The sequence below is a fragment of the Clostridiales bacterium genome (assembly GCA_030016385.1).
Classification (GTDB): Bacteria; Bacillota; Clostridia; order Clostridiales; family Oxobacteraceae; genus JASEJN01.
Genome location: JASEJN010000032.1, coordinates 1 through 18768 on the forward strand (window position 1 = coordinate 1; position 18768 = coordinate 18768).

18 protein-coding genes and 3 tRNA genes are annotated in these 18768 nt (G+C 40.3%); 16 read left to right on the top strand and 5 right to left on the bottom strand.

The features are described 5' to 3' along the window. The first annotated feature begins 376 nt into the window (after positions 1-376). From QME45_08670 to QME45_08695, 6 genes are all read left to right on the top strand, one after another. Positions 377-1786 carry an FAD-dependent oxidoreductase gene (locus tag QME45_08670; protein ID MDI6618738.1) on the top strand — a complete coding sequence of 470 codons (1410 nt, stop codon included), beginning with the start codon at positions 377-379 and terminating at the stop codon, positions 1784-1786. A 28-nt stretch (positions 1787-1814) separates the two neighbouring features. After that, a complete protein-coding gene (locus QME45_08675; protein ID MDI6618739.1) occupies positions 1815-3089 on the top strand; it encodes an adenylosuccinate synthase in 1275 nt (424 codons plus the stop codon). Positions 3090-3443: 354 nt separating this feature from the next. After that, positions 3444-3518, top strand: a tRNA-Glu gene (locus tag QME45_08680). 5 nt (positions 3519-3523) lie between these two features. Continuing rightward, positions 3524-3599: transfer RNA gene (locus tag QME45_08685), tRNA-Val, on the top strand. Between the two features lie 5 nt (positions 3600-3604). Continuing rightward, positions 3605-3681, top strand: a tRNA-Asp gene (locus tag QME45_08690). Between the two features lie 223 nt (positions 3682-3904). Next, complete coding sequence (locus QME45_08695) at positions 3905-4642, top strand: thymidylate synthase (protein MDI6618740.1); 738 nt, start codon at positions 3905-3907, stop codon at positions 4640-4642. 44 nt (positions 4643-4686) lie between these two features. Here QME45_08695 and QME45_08700 read toward each other — a convergent pair whose 3' ends face one another. Then, positions 4687-5691, bottom strand: a complete 1005-nt coding sequence (locus QME45_08700; GenBank protein MDI6618741.1) for an ATP-binding protein — start codon at positions 5689-5691, stop codon at positions 4687-4689. Next, positions 5681-6688, bottom strand: a complete 1008-nt coding sequence (locus QME45_08705) for a DnaD domain protein (GenBank protein ID MDI6618742.1) — start codon at positions 6686-6688, stop codon at positions 5681-5683. The genes QME45_08700 and QME45_08705 overlap by 11 nt, the downstream gene beginning before the upstream one ends. A gap of 426 nt (positions 6689-7114) precedes the next feature. On the opposite strand from QME45_08705, the gene dgoD reads away from it, so the two are divergent. The 4 genes from dgoD (at position 7115) to QME45_08725 (ending at position 10516) form a co-directional block, all read left to right on the top strand. Continuing rightward, positions 7115-8263, top strand: coding sequence for a galactonate dehydratase (dgoD, locus tag QME45_08710; GenBank protein ID MDI6618743.1), 1149 nt, complete (start codon positions 7115-7117; stop codon positions 8261-8263). Positions 8264-8344: 81 nt separating this feature from the next. Beyond that, entirely contained in the window at positions 8345-8497 is a 153-nt protein-coding gene (locus QME45_08715; GenBank protein MDI6618744.1) for a hypothetical protein, read from the top strand. Next, positions 8488-8835: a substrate-binding domain-containing protein gene (locus QME45_08720; protein MDI6618745.1), complete on the top strand. Its 348-nt coding sequence runs from the start codon at positions 8488-8490 to the stop codon at positions 8833-8835. The genes QME45_08715 and QME45_08720 overlap by 10 nt, the downstream gene beginning before the upstream one ends. A 289-nt stretch (positions 8836-9124) precedes the next feature. After that, positions 9125-10516, top strand: a complete 1392-nt coding sequence (locus QME45_08725; GenBank protein ID MDI6618746.1) for a peptidoglycan DD-metalloendopeptidase family protein — start codon at positions 9125-9127, stop codon at positions 10514-10516. A 126-nt stretch (positions 10517-10642) separates the two neighbouring features. Here the strand turns inward: QME45_08725 and QME45_08730 are convergent, their stop codons facing one another. Then, entirely contained in the window at positions 10643-11839 is a 1197-nt protein-coding gene (locus tag QME45_08730; protein MDI6618747.1) for a S8 family serine peptidase, read from the bottom strand. An 88-nt stretch (positions 11840-11927) separates the two neighbouring features. Between QME45_08730 and QME45_08735 the strand changes: the two genes are divergently transcribed. From QME45_08735 to QME45_08745, 3 genes are all read left to right on the top strand, one after another. Beyond that, on the top strand, positions 11928-12119 hold the full coding sequence (locus QME45_08735; GenBank protein MDI6618748.1) for a zinc ribbon domain-containing protein: 192 nt from the start codon (positions 11928-11930) through the stop codon (positions 12117-12119). Positions 12120-12176: 57 nt separating this feature from the next. Then, positions 12177-13019: a peptidase MA family metallohydrolase gene (locus QME45_08740; protein MDI6618749.1), complete on the top strand. Its 843-nt coding sequence runs from the start codon at positions 12177-12179 to the stop codon at positions 13017-13019. Between the two features lie 183 nt (positions 13020-13202). After that, positions 13203-14483 carry a UDP-N-acetylglucosamine 1-carboxyvinyltransferase gene (locus QME45_08745; GenBank protein ID MDI6618750.1) on the top strand — a complete coding sequence of 427 codons (1281 nt, stop codon included), beginning with the start codon at positions 13203-13205 and terminating at the stop codon, positions 14481-14483. Here QME45_08745 and QME45_08750 read toward each other — a convergent pair. Both QME45_08750 and QME45_08755 read right to left on the bottom strand, forming a co-directional pair. After that, positions 14477-15034 (bottom strand): Fe-S-containing hydro-lyase, encoded by a 558-nt coding sequence (locus tag QME45_08750; protein MDI6618751.1) that lies wholly within the window; start codon positions 15032-15034, stop codon positions 14477-14479. The two genes, QME45_08745 and QME45_08750, sit on opposite strands and share 7 nt — an antisense overlap. Positions 15035-15125: 91 nt before the next feature. After that, positions 15126-15968, bottom strand: coding sequence for a fumarate hydratase (locus QME45_08755; protein ID MDI6618752.1), 843 nt, complete (start codon positions 15966-15968; stop codon positions 15126-15128). A gap of 111 nt (positions 15969-16079) precedes the next feature. Between QME45_08755 and QME45_08760 the strand changes: the two genes are divergently transcribed. The 3 genes from QME45_08760 (at position 16080) to rlmH (ending at position 18656) form a co-directional block, all read left to right on the top strand. Continuing rightward, positions 16080-16871 carry an MBL fold metallo-hydrolase gene (locus tag QME45_08760; GenBank protein MDI6618753.1) on the top strand — a complete coding sequence of 264 codons (792 nt, stop codon included), beginning with the start codon at positions 16080-16082 and terminating at the stop codon, positions 16869-16871. Positions 16872-16884: 13 nt separating this feature from the next. Continuing rightward, positions 16885-18069, top strand: coding sequence for a trypsin-like peptidase domain-containing protein (locus QME45_08765; GenBank protein ID MDI6618754.1), 1185 nt, complete (start codon positions 16885-16887; stop codon positions 18067-18069). Between the two features lie 107 nt (positions 18070-18176). Further along, a complete protein-coding gene (gene rlmH, locus QME45_08770) occupies positions 18177-18656 on the top strand; it encodes a 23S rRNA (pseudouridine(1915)-N(3))-methyltransferase RlmH (GenBank protein ID MDI6618755.1) in 480 nt (159 codons plus the stop codon). The last annotated feature ends 112 nt before the right edge of the window (positions 18657-18768 follow it).

Here is an 18768-nt window from a genome sequence, read left to right on the forward strand (position 1 = left end):
TTACAGACTCTTAAGGCTGTGAGCTTAGCGATTGGAATAATATTCTTCAAATATAGAATATGCACCCGAGATTTCACATCTTATTTCCAGTAAAAATTTTTCTATAACCCGGCTTTAATAAAAAAAATAATTGAAACATTCTTTTGCCCGTCATCTCATACATTGTTTGGGTAGATACAATTTTGCCAGTTGTTATAGTTATAGTTGAATAATAGCGAATATTATCAAAAATAAATACAATAATATTCGTATTTTTTATTGACTCATATAGTTTATTTTGTTAATATATATGAGGGTTACGGAAAGTACTATTTGGAAATAATTTTATAATGCTTTATTGATTTCACTTTAATATAACACGAGGAGGCTGGCTTGAATGAGGCAAAAATACGATGCAATTATAATAGGTGCAGGGCCGGCGGGTATATTTACTGCACTTGAACTTACAAAAAAGAATAAAGATTTGAATATATTGATAGTTGATAAAGGAAGAACGATTGAAAAGAGGGTATGCCCGGCGAGGACAACGGGTAAATGCGCGAACTGCAAGCCGTGTTCTATAATTAACGGCTGGGCGGGCGCGGGAGCTTTCAGCGACGGCAAGCTTTCCCAGTCTACCGAAGTTGGCGGCAGGATTACCGATTATATTCCCAAGGATGAGGCCCAGGGCCTTATCAATTATGCCGACAGCATATATCTTGAGTTCGGTGCGCCGTCCGAGGTCCACGGATTGAACAACAGGCGCGTGGAAGATATAATGTATGAGGCTTCAAAGTATAACATTCAGCTTATACCTTGCCCGGTAAGGCACCTTGGGACGGAGCTCAGCTATGAAGTTCTGAAGAAGATGTATATATATCTTATAAATGATACTAATATGGAGTTTATGGAGCTTACATCTGCAAAGACGATAATAGTCGAAGATGGGGCTGCAAGGGGCGTAGTCCTTGAAAATGCAAAGGGTGATCATTTTGATGTATATGCCGATTATATCGTGGTAGCTCCAGGAAGAGGAGGAGCTGAATGGCTTACAGGCGAGGCAAAAAGGCTCGGCATCAAGACTGAGAATAACGCAGTCGATATAGGGGTCAGGGTGGAAGTCCCGAATTCCATTATGGATCACCTTACAAAGGATTTATATGAAGCAAAGCTTGTGTACTTTTCCGACACGTTCGAAAACAAGGTAAGGTCTTTTTGCATGAATCCGTCAGGTTTTGTATCGGAGGAGCATTATGACGGAGAGATAGCTGTTGTTAACGGGCACAGCTATGCAAACGGAGGGCCCAAAAGCGCGAATACCAATTTTGCGCTGCTTGTGTCCACAAGATTTACAGAGCCTTTTAACCAGCCTATCGAATATGGCAAATATATCGCAAAACTTGGGAATATGCTGACAGGCGGGGGAATAATGGTTCAGAGGCTTGGGGATCTTTTGCATGGAAGAAGGACCGATTGGGACAGATTGAAAAAATCTACAACTATCCCGACGCTGAAAAGCGCTGTTCCGGGAGATTTAAGCTTTGTTCTTCCTGAGAGGCATTTGATATCCATCGTCGAAACTTTAAAAGCTTTTGACCATATCGCACCTGGTCTTTATTCAAAGAATACACTGCTGTATGGACTCGAGGTCAAGTTTTATTCATCAAAGCTTAAAGTTAAAAACAATTTTGAAACGGTAATAAACAACCTCTATGCCATAGGCGATGGCGCCGGTATTACGAGAGGGCTTATTCAGGCCTCAGTGACTGGTGTGGTTGTTGCAAGGGATATATTGAACAAATTATAATAAATGATTTAAGGAAGGGGTGTATTTTATGTCAGGAACAGTAGTCATAGGAGCGCAGTGGGGCGATGAGGGAAAAGGTAAAATAACGGATTATCTCGCGGAAAAAGCGGAAGTTGTTGTAAGATACCAGGGCGGAAGCAATGCAGGCCATACTGTAGAAGCAGGTGGGGAGGAGTATAAGCTCCATCTTATTCCGTCAGGTGTTTTATATAAAAATACATTGAATATAATAGGCGACGGTGTAGTATTAGACCCTGAAGCGCTGTTTGAAGAGATAGATTATCTGAATAAAAAAGGTATAACTGTGGATAACCTTGTAATAAGCGACAGGGCGCATGTAGTAATGCCGTATCATAAGGTCCTCGATGTACTTTCTGAAAAAAAGAGGGGCAAGGGCGATATAGGAACAACAGGGAAGGGCATAGGACCGTGCTATACCGACAAGTCTGAAAGATGCGGAATCAGGGTGTGCGATCTTTTAAAAAAGGATGTATTTATTCAGAAAGCGGGGAATAATATAGACAGCAAGAATGAAATCATTGAGAAGATATACGGTGCAGAGGCTCTGAACAAACAGGATATAATCGATAGGTATCTTGAATATGCCGGCAGGATGCGCCCCTTTGTAAAGGATACGACTTATGTATTGTATAATGAAGAAAAAAAAGGCAAGGATATATTGTTTGAAGGAGCTCAGGGTACTCTCCTTGATATAGATTATGGCACATATCCGTATGTTACAAGTTCCCACCCCATATCCGGCGGCGTATGCGTCGGCGCGGGGGTCGGGCCGAAGTCGTTGGATAAGGTTGTCGGGGTATGCAAAGCATATACGACAAGGGTCGGTAAGGGCCCGTTCCCTACGGAGCTTTTAGATAAAACAGGCGATTCAATAAGGGAGAAAGGAAATGAATATGGTACGACGACAGGCAGGCCGAGAAGGTGTGGATGGCTTGATCTTGTTATAGTTAAATTCGCTGTAAGGCTCTCTGGAATAACGGATATAGCAGTTACCAAGCTTGATACCCTTGCAGGAATTGATAAGCTTATGATATGTACGGGATATGAGCTTGACGGTAAAATAATCGACTATTTCCCTGCAAGCCTTGAAGACCTTGCAAAATGCAGGCCTGTATATGAAGAATTCGATGGATGGGACGATACGGTAAGGGATGCGAAAAAATTCGGGGACCTTCCTGATAATGCAAGGAGATATTTGGATAAAATACAGGAGGTTACTGAATCGAAGGTATCGATAGTTTCCGTAGGACCTGACAGGGATAAAACCATAGTAAGGGAATAATACAAATTAGTATAGAAAAATTCATTTCGATTCGCAATATGAAATCGAAATAAATAGGATTATATTATTTTGAGCAACGAAATTCGCATTATGAGAGTTTTGATAAGTTCTTGGCTTTGCCGCCATAGAGAATCCTTAGAGCTTTTGATTGTCTGAGTGAAACGAGTTTCAAAAGCTCTTGGATTATCAAGGCGGCTGGCCTTAGAACTTACAAAACTTGAATCTGGCGAATGAGTGTTCAAAATAACATAAGTTCAAATTACGAATTGAAGGAAAAATTCATTAAGTCATTGACAGAAAGCTAATTATCTTGTATCATATTAAAGTGTCGGGTCAATTGATGCCGACACTTTTGGCCCCTTGGTCAAGTGGTTAAGACATCGCCCTTTCACGGCGGTATCATGGGTTCGAATCCCGTAGGGGTCACCATAAATGGGAGCATAGCTCAGCTGGGAGAGCACCTGCCTTACAAGCAGGGGGTCACAGGTTCGAGCCCTGTTGTTCCCACCATATGCGGCCAAGTAGCTCAGCTGGTTAGAGTGTCGGCCTGTCACGCCGAAGGTCGAGGGTTCGATCCCCTTCTTGGTCGCCATATTATCTGCATAATAAAAAGAGCCTCAGGCTCTTTTTATTATGCAGAATTTTGACTTTGCTAATCCTGAACCTTTGTTAACAGATTCTAAAGACTTTCCGACAATTGTTCTTTCCATAATATTCTTCGAATAATCTTTAGCCCATCGCTGATACATTATTGATAATTATAATGAAATGCTATATGCTAAATTTATAATGATATTTATTGGGGGAATTTACTGATGAGGGAATTATTTGTAGAAGGAAAGACATTGCCTGAGGTTTACCATAAAGCGCTCCGTGCATTATATTATAATGGAGAGATTACGGATTGTCCGGATTATAATACCACTCAGAAGGAGTGCTCGATGACCATGTCGGTTCTGGAGCCTCTGGCAGAGCCTATGATAAGCAGGCTTTTCATAGGAGGTTTTGAGGAGCTTGAGCAGTACAGGCAGGAAGTTTTAGACGGTATATTGAACTTCAGGATAGGGAAGGGATGGGATTATACATATAATTCGAGGATATCCGGCCAACTGGATTTTATATACAGGGAGCTTAAGAGAAATCCTTATACGAGAAGGGCGGTAATCGATGTAAGGGATTGGAAAAAGGATTCGGTTTCCGACAGCCCTGCATGCCTGCAGCATATGCAGTTTTTTATAAGGGAAGGGAAACTCCATATGAAGGTGCTCATGAGAAGCAATGATGCGGCAGAAGCCACATACATGAATGCGTTTGCATTCATAATGCTGCAAAAACAGGTCGCCGACAATACAGGATGCAAAATGGGAAGCTATACTCACAGGGCAAATTCATTTCACTGCTATGAAAAGGATTTTGATCTCCTTGAAGGATATGTAAAAAGGATTGAAAGTGGCTCGGATACGACTTATAACTATAAAGGATTTTTTGAAAATTTGATGATAGAATCAAGACCCAGCATAAAAGCGAAGGTTGAAGAGCTCAGGACGCATTAATGAATATAAAACAATCCCGGCGGATATAATTTGCCGGGATTGTTTTATATTTTAACATTTTTTCTTTTCTGCTCTCCTATTTTGTATCTTATATCCTCACCATAAAATTTACAGACGGTGAAATTTCCAATTATCCTGGAGGTTATCCTCTCGGAATATGTTTTAAATAAATTATCCAGTGACAGATTAGTCGATACTATCATTTTTTTATTGGATATCAGCCTTTTGTTTATTATATTGAAAAGTTCGGTCTGCGAAAAATTGGCTATATATTCGGTGCCGAGATCATCTATTATAAGGAGATCACAGTCAAATATATCGTCAGCCCTTTCCTTCGCCAGCCTGTTTTCATTATCGAACGTGGCATCTTTTAAAATATCCACAAGGCTTGATGCAGTTTGATATATGACGAGTTTCCCCTTATCCAGCAAATCCTTTGCAATACAGTTTGATAAAAATGTTTTTCCGAGTCCCGATTTACCATAGAAAAACAAATTCTGGTTGCTTTTATCAAAAGAACTTACAAAATCTATACACGTTTTGAATATCCCCTCGATATTTTTCCTCGGAGACAGGGACTCGTCCTCAAATTTGTGGGGAGAATAGTAATCAAATACGAACATATCGAAGTTTTCCTTCTTCAGTATGTTTTTCAGGTTGGACTGGTCGTAATATTTATCTATTATCTTCTGCTTAAAGCAATGGCATTTTTCCGTTCCTATATATCCGGTATCATTACAGTCGGAGCATTTGTATTTTGGAGAATCATAATCGATTGTAAGACCGGCACGGGATAATATTTCCGCCTTTTCCATCTTTAAATCGATGGAATGCTGTCTTTTATCTTTTATATATTTTTTTATATCCATATTGCCCGCGAATATAGCCTTGGCGATGTCTATGCCGATAAGACCGAGTTCAGAGTCGATCTGCTTTACTCTCGGGAAGCTTTTATATACCTCAAGCCGCCTTTCCCTCGCGGCGTCCTCGGCTTCAGTCCTATCCTTTTCATATTGAAGCATTATGTCGTTTATGTATCTATTGCCCATTGCCATCTACCTCATCTCTTCCGAGAAGTTTCTTTTCGAGTTCTTTTATGTCGTATGAGCGCTGGTCATAACTATTGAAAGTCGTAACAGGTGCTTTGAATTTTATGCCCTTGCCTTTTTTGTTTGTCTGTTTGGATTCTATATCCTTTAAAGTTTTATATCCATTTTTATGCCAGTTTGAAAGTATGCCGTCTATATAGCTGAAATTGGGTTCATTTATTCGAAGCGAGCATATCTTGCATGCTTCAAGCACCATCTCAAGGCTAAAACTCCAGTCGTCAAACCATTTATTCAGGAATTCCTCCTGAGGTTTCATAAGATCGTTTTCCTTAAGTCCTAAAAAATCCAGTACGAGCCTGTAATTATTATATTTTTCTTCATGCATGGATATATATCTCTGGGCATCATCCGCTGTCTTGATTTTTGCTTCGTTCCAGCTTATTGCTACTTTTTCTATGTACCGAAAGTCTGTCTTTTTTCTGGCCTTACAGTATTCTATAAGGAGAATAACCACCTCGGGAGAAAAGCCGAAATCGTCTATCCAGCTAAGGTAAGTCATTACTTCTTTTGGAGAAAGCAAACGACCCAAAAGCTCATCTATAGTATCATGCATGGATTTTATCTTTGGATTCTCCATTCTAAGTCCTATCATCTCAGGGGAAAGTTTGCCGCCGGAGCTATATATTTTGCTTCCGTAATATATAGAAAGTATATCCATAAAATTGATTTCTATATCGTTATCGTTCTTTTTGATTTTTAAAAGGCCTTTTGATTCCCAATATTCCAAGGCTTTAATTATGTCGCTTTCGAGCAAGCCGAGTTTTTTTGAAAGTTTTTCGCCTATTATATTTTCACCTGCCAGGGATTGATATAATCCCGCAAGGTATACTTTTACGAAATTGCCGTCTGCCTGAGGCATGTATTCATTTATAAAAATATCAGGAACAGGTGTGAAACCCATGTTTTTTACATTTGCCTTAAACGTATATGTTCCCATATCATCATAACCTCTTCATTTTTATAGTATTTTTCCGCCTGAATCCTGCCTTTTTTAAACGGCTGGAATTCAGGCAAAACCCAGGAGGTGTATATTTTTAAACGCACCCAAAAACATGCCGTATTTTTTATACAATGGATTTTGCATATACTATTATATCAGAACAATATCATACTAACAATAAATATGGATACATCGAAATTATTTGAAGAATATTATTCCAGTCGCTAATTCCGAGGTTTTTTAAAGCCGTGGCGGTTGCGCTCAAAATAAAATAATTATGTTTATACTTGATTTCATATTATTAAAATAACGCCAAACCAACAAGATTTAATGTTACCTTGTATACAAGAATAATCCTTGTTATAATCGATGCAACAGGTATAATACATGTTGTAAAAATACATAATTGAGAGGTGTCCGTTAATGAAAATCAAAAGTATGGAATTATTCAAGGTTCCTCCGCGATGGCTTTTTCTTAAAATTACGACTGAATCCGGGCTAGTAGGATGGGGGGAGCCGGTAATTGAGGGCAAGGCTGATACTGTTGCGGCTGCAGTGGAAGAAATGAAGGAATATGTTATAGGCAGGAATGCAAATGATATCGAGGATATATGGCAGGTGTTGTACAGATGTGCATTTTACCGCGGCGGTCCGATTTTAATGAGCGCCATATCAGGTATTGAACAAGCATTATGGGATATAAAGGGAAAATCCTTGAATGTTCCTGTTTATGAATTGCTTGGTGGGGCAGTAAGGAGTAAGTTGAAAGTATACAGCTGGATTGGCGGGGATCGGCCAAATGACGTTGCCGCTGCAGCAAAGGAAAGATTCGAACAAGGTTATACTGCCGTCAAGATGAATGCTACACCTGAAACAGCCTGGATTGATAATTTCAAGATCGTTCAGGATGTCATTGACAGGGTACAATCCATTCGAGACACACTGAGGTATAAAATGGATATAGCTCTTGATTTTCATGGAAGAGTCCATAAAACCATGGCAAGAATTCTGATGAAAGAGCTGGAGCCATTTAAGTTGATGTTTATTGAAGAACCGGTTTTAACCGAAAATGAGGAAGCTTTTGTAGAGCTTAGGAGACATACGTCCATACCGATAGCGACAGGCGAAAGAAATTATACCCGTTGGGGATTTAAAAGAATGCTTCATGATGGCGGTGTGGATATTATCCAACCGGATTTAAGCCATGCCGGGGGCATCCTTGAGGTCAGAAAGATTGCAGCTATGGCAGAAGCTTATGATGTTGCTGTTGCGCCTCATTGCCCGCTTGGACCGATCGCACTTGCTTCCTGTATTCAGCTGGACTTTTGTACGCCTAATGCTTTCATACAGGAGCAGAGTTTGGGAATACACTATAATAAAGGGTCGGATCTCCTTGATTACCTTAAGGATCCTACTGTATTCGGATATAAGGACGGATATGTAAACAAGCTGAACGGGCCAGGGTTAGGAATTGAAATCAATGAAGAAAAGGTGAGGGAAATGGCAAGGGCCGGCCACAACTGGAGGAACCCGGTTTGGAGAACAGCTGATGGTGTCCCGGCGGAATGGTAAAAAGTGTAGCTGACTTTTTATACGATGTGATGGCCATGGAATAAATGCAGTCTTGAAAAGGGGAATTGCAGTGTAAGAATAATGGAAACAGATGAGAAGAGCAAGAAAGGCGGGAGGCTGATGCCAGAAGTTGTTACCATAGGTGAAACACTTGTACAAAACGGACCTTTAAGGTATGTTGACAGTTTTAAAAAAGAATCGCAGGAGCTGAGAGCAATACTGCAATTGCATTAGGCAGCAGCGAAGTCCTCGGCGATGTATTAAAGAGGAATAGTGCTGCAGGAGTATTCTATGTCAGCAAGATCAACGATAGAATCTATGAGGAGACTTCAAGGCTTAAAGTGCCTTTTGCTATTGTAAACAATGCATCTGAATTATTTACGTCAATTGTTATTGATAATGAAAAGGGTGCTTATGACGCCGTTAAATATCTGACGAGTCTTGGGCATAAAAGAATCGGGATCATCAAATGCAAAGAAGATTATTATACTTTTTCCGAACGGTTTAATGGGTATGTAAAAACAATGATGGAGGCGGGAATTAATTTGGAGAGCCAGGCGATGATGATATAGAGCAATGCAACTTCATATATCCTAAGCTCTCTACGGTACGTGCTGATACGGATATTTTGGGGAAAGTTGCTTGCAGGTATTTATTTGATTATATGGAAACGGAACAGCCCTTCAATCTTAAAGTGGTAGTCCCGGCACCCCTTGTCATTAGGGAGTCTGTCGATAAGCCGCTATAGGGATGTTATGAAATAATCTTTAAACACCTGATAAGGCTTTCCATATTGCATTTTATTTTCTGATGCGGTATATTATATATTGTATTAGTACAAGCTGTGGGGGAGGCGATGTGATGTACGACCTTGAAGAAAGGCCTCGAGAAGAAAAAATACTAGAAAACAAAGGAAAAATTGCTGCTTTTGCGCAGATTATCGCAGCCTGCTTAATAGGTGCGACCCTTACAGGCGGAGGAATTTATTATAACAATTATAAAAAATCCGGATATATGGTAAGGTACGAAGGGAAATTCCTTGGTTATGTAAAGAACAGGGAAAGCGCATTGAAGGCGATAAGGGAAGTTAAAGATGACATAAGAAGTTACGACGGATCTATTGCTGTAAGCGATGATATCGAGTTAATGACGATGCTTATAAATCCTGAGAAGACGACGAACAGTGAGGCCATAAGAAATACTATAGAAGATGACCTTTATAAACAGTATACTTCATATGTCATTACGGTTAACGGCAAGGAAATAGGAGCTTTGAAAAGCAGGACGGATGCAGAAGACATCATAGAAAAGACCAGAAAATATTATGAGAATCAGGAGAAGAGGGAGAATGTACAGGTAGTCGATGTAAATATAAAGGATGATATTGAATACATCGAAAGGGTAGTAAACAATTCTAAAGTTACGGATAAGGAAAGCATTCTTAAACTCCTGACAAGCAGCATAGGTGAGACAAAAAAGTGTGCTGTTAAAACCGGTGATACTATTTGGGATATTGCAAAAAATAACAATATGAGCGTAAATGATATCGCAAAATTAAATCCCGGGCTTAATGTTGATAAACTCCAAATTGGACAGAATATAAACATATCTGTAAGCAGACCATTTTTAAATGTTGAAACGGTTCTAAAAGTAAATACGGATGAAGGGATACCATATAATGTCACATACATAAACGACAGCAGCTTATATAAAGGACAGACGAAAGTCGTAAACAGCGGTGAATATGGCGTAAACAGGACAGTAAAACAGCTGAAAAAGTTTAACGGAAAAGTAACTGAAAGCAAGATATTATCGACATCGACAGTTAAAGATCCTGTTGCGAGAGTGGTGGCGCAGGGTACCAAAGAGAAAGTTGTTGTAGGTTCGGGCAACTTTTCATGGCCGACAAACGGGCATATAAGTTCGGGCTACGGATACAGGGGCGGAGAATTCCACCAGGCTGTAGATATAGCGGCGCCTTACGGTTCAGCGATATATGCATCGGATTCAGGCAAGATTACATATGCAGGATGGGAATCCGGATATGGGAAACTCATCATAATAAACCATGGAAACGGTTTTGTTACATATTACGGACATTGCAGTTCTATAAATGTGAGTGTGGGGCAGGCGGTAAACCGTGGAAGCAGAATAGGCTCCGTAGGTATGACAGGAGATGCAACCGGGCCGCATGTTCACTTTGAAGTAAGAGTTAACGGCGTTCGCAGGAACCCTTTAATATACTTAAGATAAAAATAAGGATACCGAAATAGGTATCCTTATTTTATGCTGTATTATCTTGATCGATAAAGATTGCCAAATACATAAATGCTCTTCTCATAATATTTTTCAAATAATCTGTATATATCCATAGATTTTCTAAAACAGATTCTGTATATTTATAACACCATACCCCTGGGAAATTTTCAGTTCATTCAGCGTTTTGCACGAAAGCTTCAGCATGCCTTTCAAGTCTTTTAAAGTGATTGATGGCATTTTCTCAAGGATAAGCGCAATGCATCCCGCGGCTACGGCTGATGATACGGATGATCCTGTCATTTTGCAGTATGGATTTTCGAGGGATTTCATCCTTCCCGTATTCGGGATATATGATGTATCAGAAGATAATGACATTATCCCGACGCCCGGTGCTATTACATCGGGTTTTGTTTCGCCGCTTTTGCTTGAACCGCTGCCTGAAAGATCGGGTATGCTCCAGCTTCTTATATTAGAGTCGGGGCAGTTTAAGCATCCTACCGTTATAACCGAAGGGGATATTCCGGGAGTTAATATGGTTCCCTGACCGGGTCCGCTGTTTCCTGAAGGCGCAACGATTATAATCCCGGATTCCGCGATTTTTGTGCAGGCCGACAAAAGGGGATCCTTGCCTCTTTCAACGATGGGCTCAGCTCCGAACGGAAGGCATAATATTTTTATCTTAAGGTTATCTTTATTTTCCAGAACATATTCCAATGCGGCAAGTATGTCTGAAAAGGAACCGGTACCCGCACCGCTTAACGCTTTGAGCATTATTATTTTCGCACCTGATGCTATTCCTTTGTATTTTCCGCTGCTTTGGACGCCGGATCCTGCGATGACTCCACAAATATGCGTGCCATGGCCGTTATCATCGTAGGGTTCGTTTATATTCTTTACAAAATCCCTGAAGGACAATATGGTTCTGCCGGAGCGGAAAAGATCGGCATGGGGATATACACCCGTATCGACTACAGCGATGTTGACTCCTTTTCCCGTAAGGTTGTATGGGGTGCTAAAGCCTATGCCTATGCAGCTTCGGACATTATCCATGCATACAGTGGCTTTTCTGTCATAGCTTATCGTCAGGACTTCGGGAAGCTCGGAGAGTCTATCAACTTCATCCAGGCTTAATGATGCGGATAGGCCTTTTAAATATTTATATTCATATTTCAATTTTCCTCTTTTTTTTGATATACTATTCTTGAATCTGGCAGATGGAGGTTCCTTTAAAAGTATTATAACGGGTATCTCCCTCATATCTTTTTCTTTCAGTTTAAGTTTAACTACAGGATCCAACTTCCTGCTGAAAAAAAGCAAAATTAACACTTCCGGTAAAAATAATGTGTATTATATTATATGAAAGAAAAAAATAAAAGGTTACAGATTCACATAAGGAGGCTTATTTATGGCACTTATAGATTTTGAATGCAGGAAATGCGGTAAAAAGTTTTTTGAAATAATGAGCCCGCACGATGTAGGCAGAATAAAATGTCCCGAATGCGGAGGAGAAGTAAAAAGAGTATATAAGGAAAATTATTCGGGAAAACATCCGGACGGATGCGGAGGGGACTGCGGTTCCTGCAGCGGCTGCCACTAAGATCTGTAAAAGTATATTCATGCCCATCGCCTCATATATATTAATGAGGTGATGGGCATGAAGGGTTTTTTGAAGGAGCCCGGGAAAGCAGTGCCTTTATGTTTTGCAGCAGTATTCTTATTGACTCTGTTTATTTATTTTTTTCCATATACAGGCAAGGTCATATTCTATCCTTTATACCGTGAATATAAAAAAGGGAACATGCTATCTGATGTCAGCGGTTTTAAACTCAGGGAGACAGATAACTTTTTAATATATTATAAAAGTACGACGCCATATTACCTGGACATAATAGAAAAAGACGCCGAAAAAAGTCTCAAAAATGTACAAAATGATTTCAAATACACATCTGCCGGTAAAATCATAATCGTTATATATCCAAAATACAGCGAGATGGCAAGCAGGATAGGGCTTGGCACGGGAAGCCCCGCTATGGGCGTATATTATGAAGGCGCAATAAGCATACTTGACCCTGCGATGTGGATGGATAAATCACGTGATGCAGAATATTTATTTGAGAGGCAGGGACCTGTCCTGCACGAACTTACCCATTATATAGTGGACTATATGTCCTGCGGGAACGTCCCAGTATGGTTTACGGAAGGTGTAGCTTTGTATGAGGAGTACAGGGCAAATAATGTCGAATGGGCCAATAATAAGAAATATTTATCATATTATACAATCGATGAGCTCAGCAAAAACTTTTATGGGCTGGATGAGACAAAAGCCTACAGGCAGTCATTTCTTATTTTAAAATATATAGGCACAAACTATGGCATGGATTCTGTAATAAATATCATAAAAAAGCTTGGAGAGGGAAAATCGATAGATATGTCCATAAGGGAAGTTATAAAGCTGGACATTGATGGATTGTTTCTAAAAAGCCTGCCGCAGTCTTAAGCAAAATCTTTCACCATTTCCACCATTATATGCAAAATAATATACGTGTGCTTAGAAATTAATTTGAATTGGTTTAATATGCCAGCAATAAATATGTAAATTTCTCTTAAACACTACTATATTTAATGGTATAATTAAACATAGCATTGCAGGTAATCTAGTATGAGGATGGGTGAAAGATAATTGGAAAAGTTTATAATAGAAGGCGGAAATCGTTTAGAAGGCGCCGTAAATATAAGCGGGGCTAAAAACGCCGCTGTAGCATTGCTACCTGCGGCAATATTAGCTGATGATGGAATTTGTACATTAGAAAACCTTCCGGATATAGACGACGTGAAGGTACTTTTAGATATAATAAGGCAGATTGGCGGAGAAATAAAGGTAAACTCAAAGAGCAGTGTAACTATAGACAGCAAAAATATAACATCGTATAAATGTATATCTGAGGATGTCAGGAAAATGAGGGCTTCTTATTATTTAATGGGGGCGCTTCTTGGCAAATTCGGACGCTCGGAGGTCATATACCCCGGCGGATGCAATATAGGGGTAAGGCCTATAGACCAGCATATAAAAGGTTTTCAGGCGCTGGGCGCAAAAGTTTCCACAGAACACGGCATTATAAAGTTGTATGCAGACAAGCTTGTGGGAGCTCCTATTTATCTCGACGTCGTAAGCGTTGGCGCTACGATAAACATAATGCTTGCCGCCTGTAAGGCCGAGGGGATTACTGTCATTGAAAACGCTGCAAAGGAGCCCCACATAGTTGATGTCGCAAACTTTTTAAACAGCATGGGTGCCAACATAAAGGGTGCAGGGACAGATGTTATAAGGATAAGGGGTGTCCGCAAGCTTTATGGCTGTACATACAGTGTGATACCGGATCAGATAGAGGCAGGGACTTTTATGGTGGCGGCTGCCGCTACATACGGAGATGTAACATTAAATAATGTCATACCAAAACATTTGGAGTCTATAACGGCTAAACTTATTGAAATGGGTGCAAATGTCATAGAAGGTCCTGATACCGTGAGAGTACAAGCCTTTAAAAGGCCCAAGGGGATAAATTTAAAGACTCTTCCGTATCCGGGATTCCCTACGGATCTGCAACAGCCGATGACGGCTATTTTGTCTATTGCGGAGGGCAGAAGCATAATAACGGAGAGCATATACGAAGGCAGATTCAAGCATGTCGATGAATTAAAATGCATGGGAGCTAATATAAAGGTCGAAGGCAGGATCGCAGTTATAGACGGCATAGAAAAGCTCTCGGGGGCACAGGTCTGTGCAAGCGATCTCAGGGCCGGCGCCGCCCTTATTATAGCAGGTCTTATTGCCGACGGCTATACGGAAGTTTCCAATATAAAGTACATAGACCGTGGATATGAAAAGATAGAAAAAAAGCTGAACATGTTAGGCGCAAATATAAGAAGGGTGGACGACGGCAAACCGGACCCGGATCAGTAGTATAATTCCCTGTATTTTTTTACTCCTTCGACGTATAGGTTTTTTCCGTATGAGTCTATAGATACGACTGTAGGAAATCTTTCGACGTACAGCCTGTATATTGCCTCCGCGCCAAGTTCGGGGAAAGCTATTACGTCGGCTTTTTTGACGCACTTTGAAATAAGCGCTCCGGCCCCTCCGGTCGCTGAGAGGTAGAGACATTTATTCTTTATTATGGATTTTATTACATCATCGGATCTGTATCCCTTGCCTATCATAACCTTAAGCCCCAAATCCAGAAGAGACGGGGTGTACTTGTCCATCCTGCCGCTTGTTGTAGGGCCGCAGGGTCCTATTATGCTTTCAGGCTTTTTAGGGCAGGGACCGGTATAATAAATGCATTGGTTTTTAAAATCCACAGGAAGAGGTTTTCCATTTAGAATAAGTTCATAGAGCCTTTTATGGGCAGCGTCTCTGCCGGTATAGATATAACCGCTTATGTAAACGGTATCGCCAATATGTATTTTTGAAAAATCCTGTGTAAATGGCGATTCTAAAATAAATTCAGCCATTTTTATCCCTCCCGAATTAACTTTTCCAGGGTGCATTTTTTATATTTGAGGAGTATTATTCCAATCACTAAGCTCATAATGCACTCTCTTTTTATATTGTTATTTCCCTATGCCTTGAGGCATGACACTGCATGTTGACTGAAACAGGAAGGCCGGCTATGTGCGTCGGGTATGTCAGGATGTTTACTTTAAGGCATGTAACCTTTCCGCCTAGCCCCTGGGGTCCTATACCGGTCTTGTTTATATCATCAAGAAGTTCATCCTCAAGTGATGCGATATATTTATCGCTGCTTTTTTGGGACATGTCCCGAAGAAGCGCTTTTTTTGAAAGCAGCGTGCACATCTCAAGGGTGCCGCCGATGCCTATGCCGAGTATAACAGGCGGACAGGGATTTGCTCCGGCTTTGATCACGGTATCTAGCACAAAGGATTTAATTCCCTCTACACCGTCGGAGGGCTTTAACATTTTGACAGCGCTCATATTTTCGCTTCCAAATCCCTTTGGCATGGCGATGATTTTTATTTTATCGCCAGGAATGATATCCGTGTGTATTATGGCAGGCGTATTGTCGAGGGTATTTTCCCTGAATATAGGCGACTTTACGACGGACTTTCTGAAACAGCCGTTTTTATAAGCAAGCCTTACGCCTTGATTTACGGCTTCATAGAGATATCCTCCGGTTATATGTACATCCTGTCCTATTTCAAGAAAAACAACTGCCATTCCTGTATCCTGGCAAAGGGGTATATTATCCTCCCTCGCGATATTTATATTTTCGAGAAGCTGCTGAAGTATTTTTTTGCCTGATGAAGCCTTTTCAGCATCTAAAGCTTTCTTTATTGAATTTTCGACGTCGCACCCCAAATCGCAGCATGCGCTTGCAAAAAGTTTTTGAACATTGTCTTGTATAACACCGGCATTGATCTCTCTCATGTTTTCTCCTTTTTTAAAAATATTATTATTCCATTTACATTATATCTGAAATTATATTTATTTAAAATCCCCGATATAATTGTTATAATATTCTAATGAGGGGGAGACAAAATGTGGTTTTGTTCATTATTTAGCGGAAGCAGCGGAAATTGTATATATGTGGGAGATGAAAAAACAAATATTTTAGTAGATGCAGGTTTAAGCGGTACTAAAATTGTAAATTCTTTAAATGAGATAGGAATATCTCCCGAAAAAATAGATGCCCTGCTTATAACCCATGAGCACAGAGATCATATACATGGGGCGGGGATATTGTCAAGAATGCTCAATATACCAATATATGCCAACAGAAACACATGGGATTCCATGTATGATTTGATAGGCAGTGTAAAAAATGAAAATATAAACATAATAAATACAGGAGAAGCATTTTCGATAGGGGATATCGATATAAATTCCTATAAAACGCCCCACGACGCTGCAGAACCTGTTGGATACTGCTTTTACAACAGCAATAAAAAGATATCCATCGCAACGGATATAGGCCATGTAAGCGAAAACGTTTATGAGAACATAAAGGATTCGGATCTTTTGCTGCTCGAATCAAACCATGATGTTGAAATGCTGAAAGCCGGACCGTATCCTTATTTATTAAAAAGAAGGATATTGAGCGGCACCGGTCACCTGTCCAATGATGATGCAGGAGGGACTATTTTAAAGCTTATGGGAAATAAGTTTATGACTATTATACTCGGCCATTTAAGCCGTCAGAACAATTATCCCGAGCTTGCATATGCAACAGTCAAGTCAATTTTGGAGGGGAACGGCATAGATATAGATAAGGACCTTAAACTTGCTCTTGCATACAGGGAGCAGGCCAGTAGTTTTTTTGATGTCAGGTAAAGAGGTGTTAAGTTTGAACTATTATGATTATAAAGAAGGCGGAAGAAAAAGGGGATTATTTTCATATTTCTTTGTAGGAATAGTAGGGGCAATCGTGGGAGGTATGCTTGTACTGACTTTTGCGCCTCCTGCTCTTCTCGGCAAGGCGTTATCTCAGGGCAGCGGCCAGGCCGAAAGTACTCCTCAAAAGGACGCATCACAAAATGATACGTCAAATGATAAGCCTGAAAGTGAGGATAAGGCCGTCACTTCGCCAAACGATGCCGGTACATATTCGACTACGGAGATTGTCCAGAAATTGGTGCCCGCAGTCGTCGGTATAAGGACTACGAAGTTTAAAAAAAGCATGGTCTTTGGCGACAGGAAGGTTGAGGGGATCGGATCCGGAGTCATCGCAGACCGGAATGGGTATATAATAACAAACAACCACGTGGCGGATGACCAGGCTTCGGATATAACGGTATACCTGATAGACGGGAGGACGGTTCCGGCAGCGACTGTGTGGACCGATACGGACCTTGATCTGTCGATACTCAAGATAAATGCCGATAATTTAAGCGTTGCTGAAATCGGAGATTCCGACAAGATACAGGTAGGCGAGGCCGCCATAGCCATAGGCAATCCCTTGGGGCTAAGGTTTGAAAGATCAGTTACGGAGGGAATAATAAGCGCCCTCAACAGGACATTACCTTTAGACGATCAGAAATTTATGGAGGATTTGATACAGACAGATGCATCCATCAATGAAGGGAACAGCGGCGGTCCCCTTATAAACAGTGAAGCAAAGGTTATAGGCATAAATACCATAAAGGTAAGCAGCGCGGAGGGCATGGGTTTTGCAGTACCCATAAACATAATCACACCTGTCATAAAAAGCATCATCAAAAACGGCAAGTTTGATACGCCATATCTCGGCATCATTTCCGGCTTGGATAGAGAATCGGCGAGCCTTTATGATATCAAGCTCGATGCCGGAATTTATATATATGACATAGATAAGAAGGGCCCCGCATATAAAGCGGGGATAAGAAAGGGTGATGTGATACTTGAGGTAGACAGCAAACCTGTCAATACTTTTACATCATTAAAGCAAATCATATTTAACACGGGAGCCGGGGGCACCATAAGTATAAGGTACTTAGATGCGGATAAAAATATGAAAACAACTTCTGCTACTCTGACTGCAAGCAATACTTAAAATACGCAGCAAGGTATATACAAATTAATTGTTGTTTCCTTAATATACTCAAATATAAAGTATAAACCTATTATGCACCCATTCTTTGGGTTTCTGGAGGAATATTTTTGAACATAATTATTGTAGCCGTCGGCAAGATAAAGGAAAAGTACCTGAAAATGGGAATAGATGAATATGCCAAAAGGCTTAAAAGGTACTGCAATATAAATATAATAGAGGTAGCGGATGAAAAGGCTCCTGAAAATATCAGCCTCAAAGAGATGGAAATAATAAAAAAAACAGAAGGGGAAAAAATATTGAGGCACTTCAGGCGTGGAATATACAAAATTGCATTATGCATCGATGGAACAGAAATGTCTACGGCTAAAATGTCGTCCATGATAAGGGAGTTTGGAATAAATGGTACAAGCAACATCATGTTTGTAATAGGCGGTTCTTTAGGGCTCTGGAGCGGAGTAGTCAAAGAATGCGACTTTAAGCTTTCCTTTTCCAAGTTGACATTTCCGCATCAGCTTATGCGTCTGATTTTCCTTGAACAGATATACAGATGTTTTAAGATAATAAACAACGAACCATACCATAAATGAGGTATAATTGACTGTATATATATTTATATTTTTCGAAGAATATTATTTCAATCGCTAAGTTCTAAGTATATAGAGTCTGTAAACTTGTTCAGGGCAGAATCAAAACTCGCTA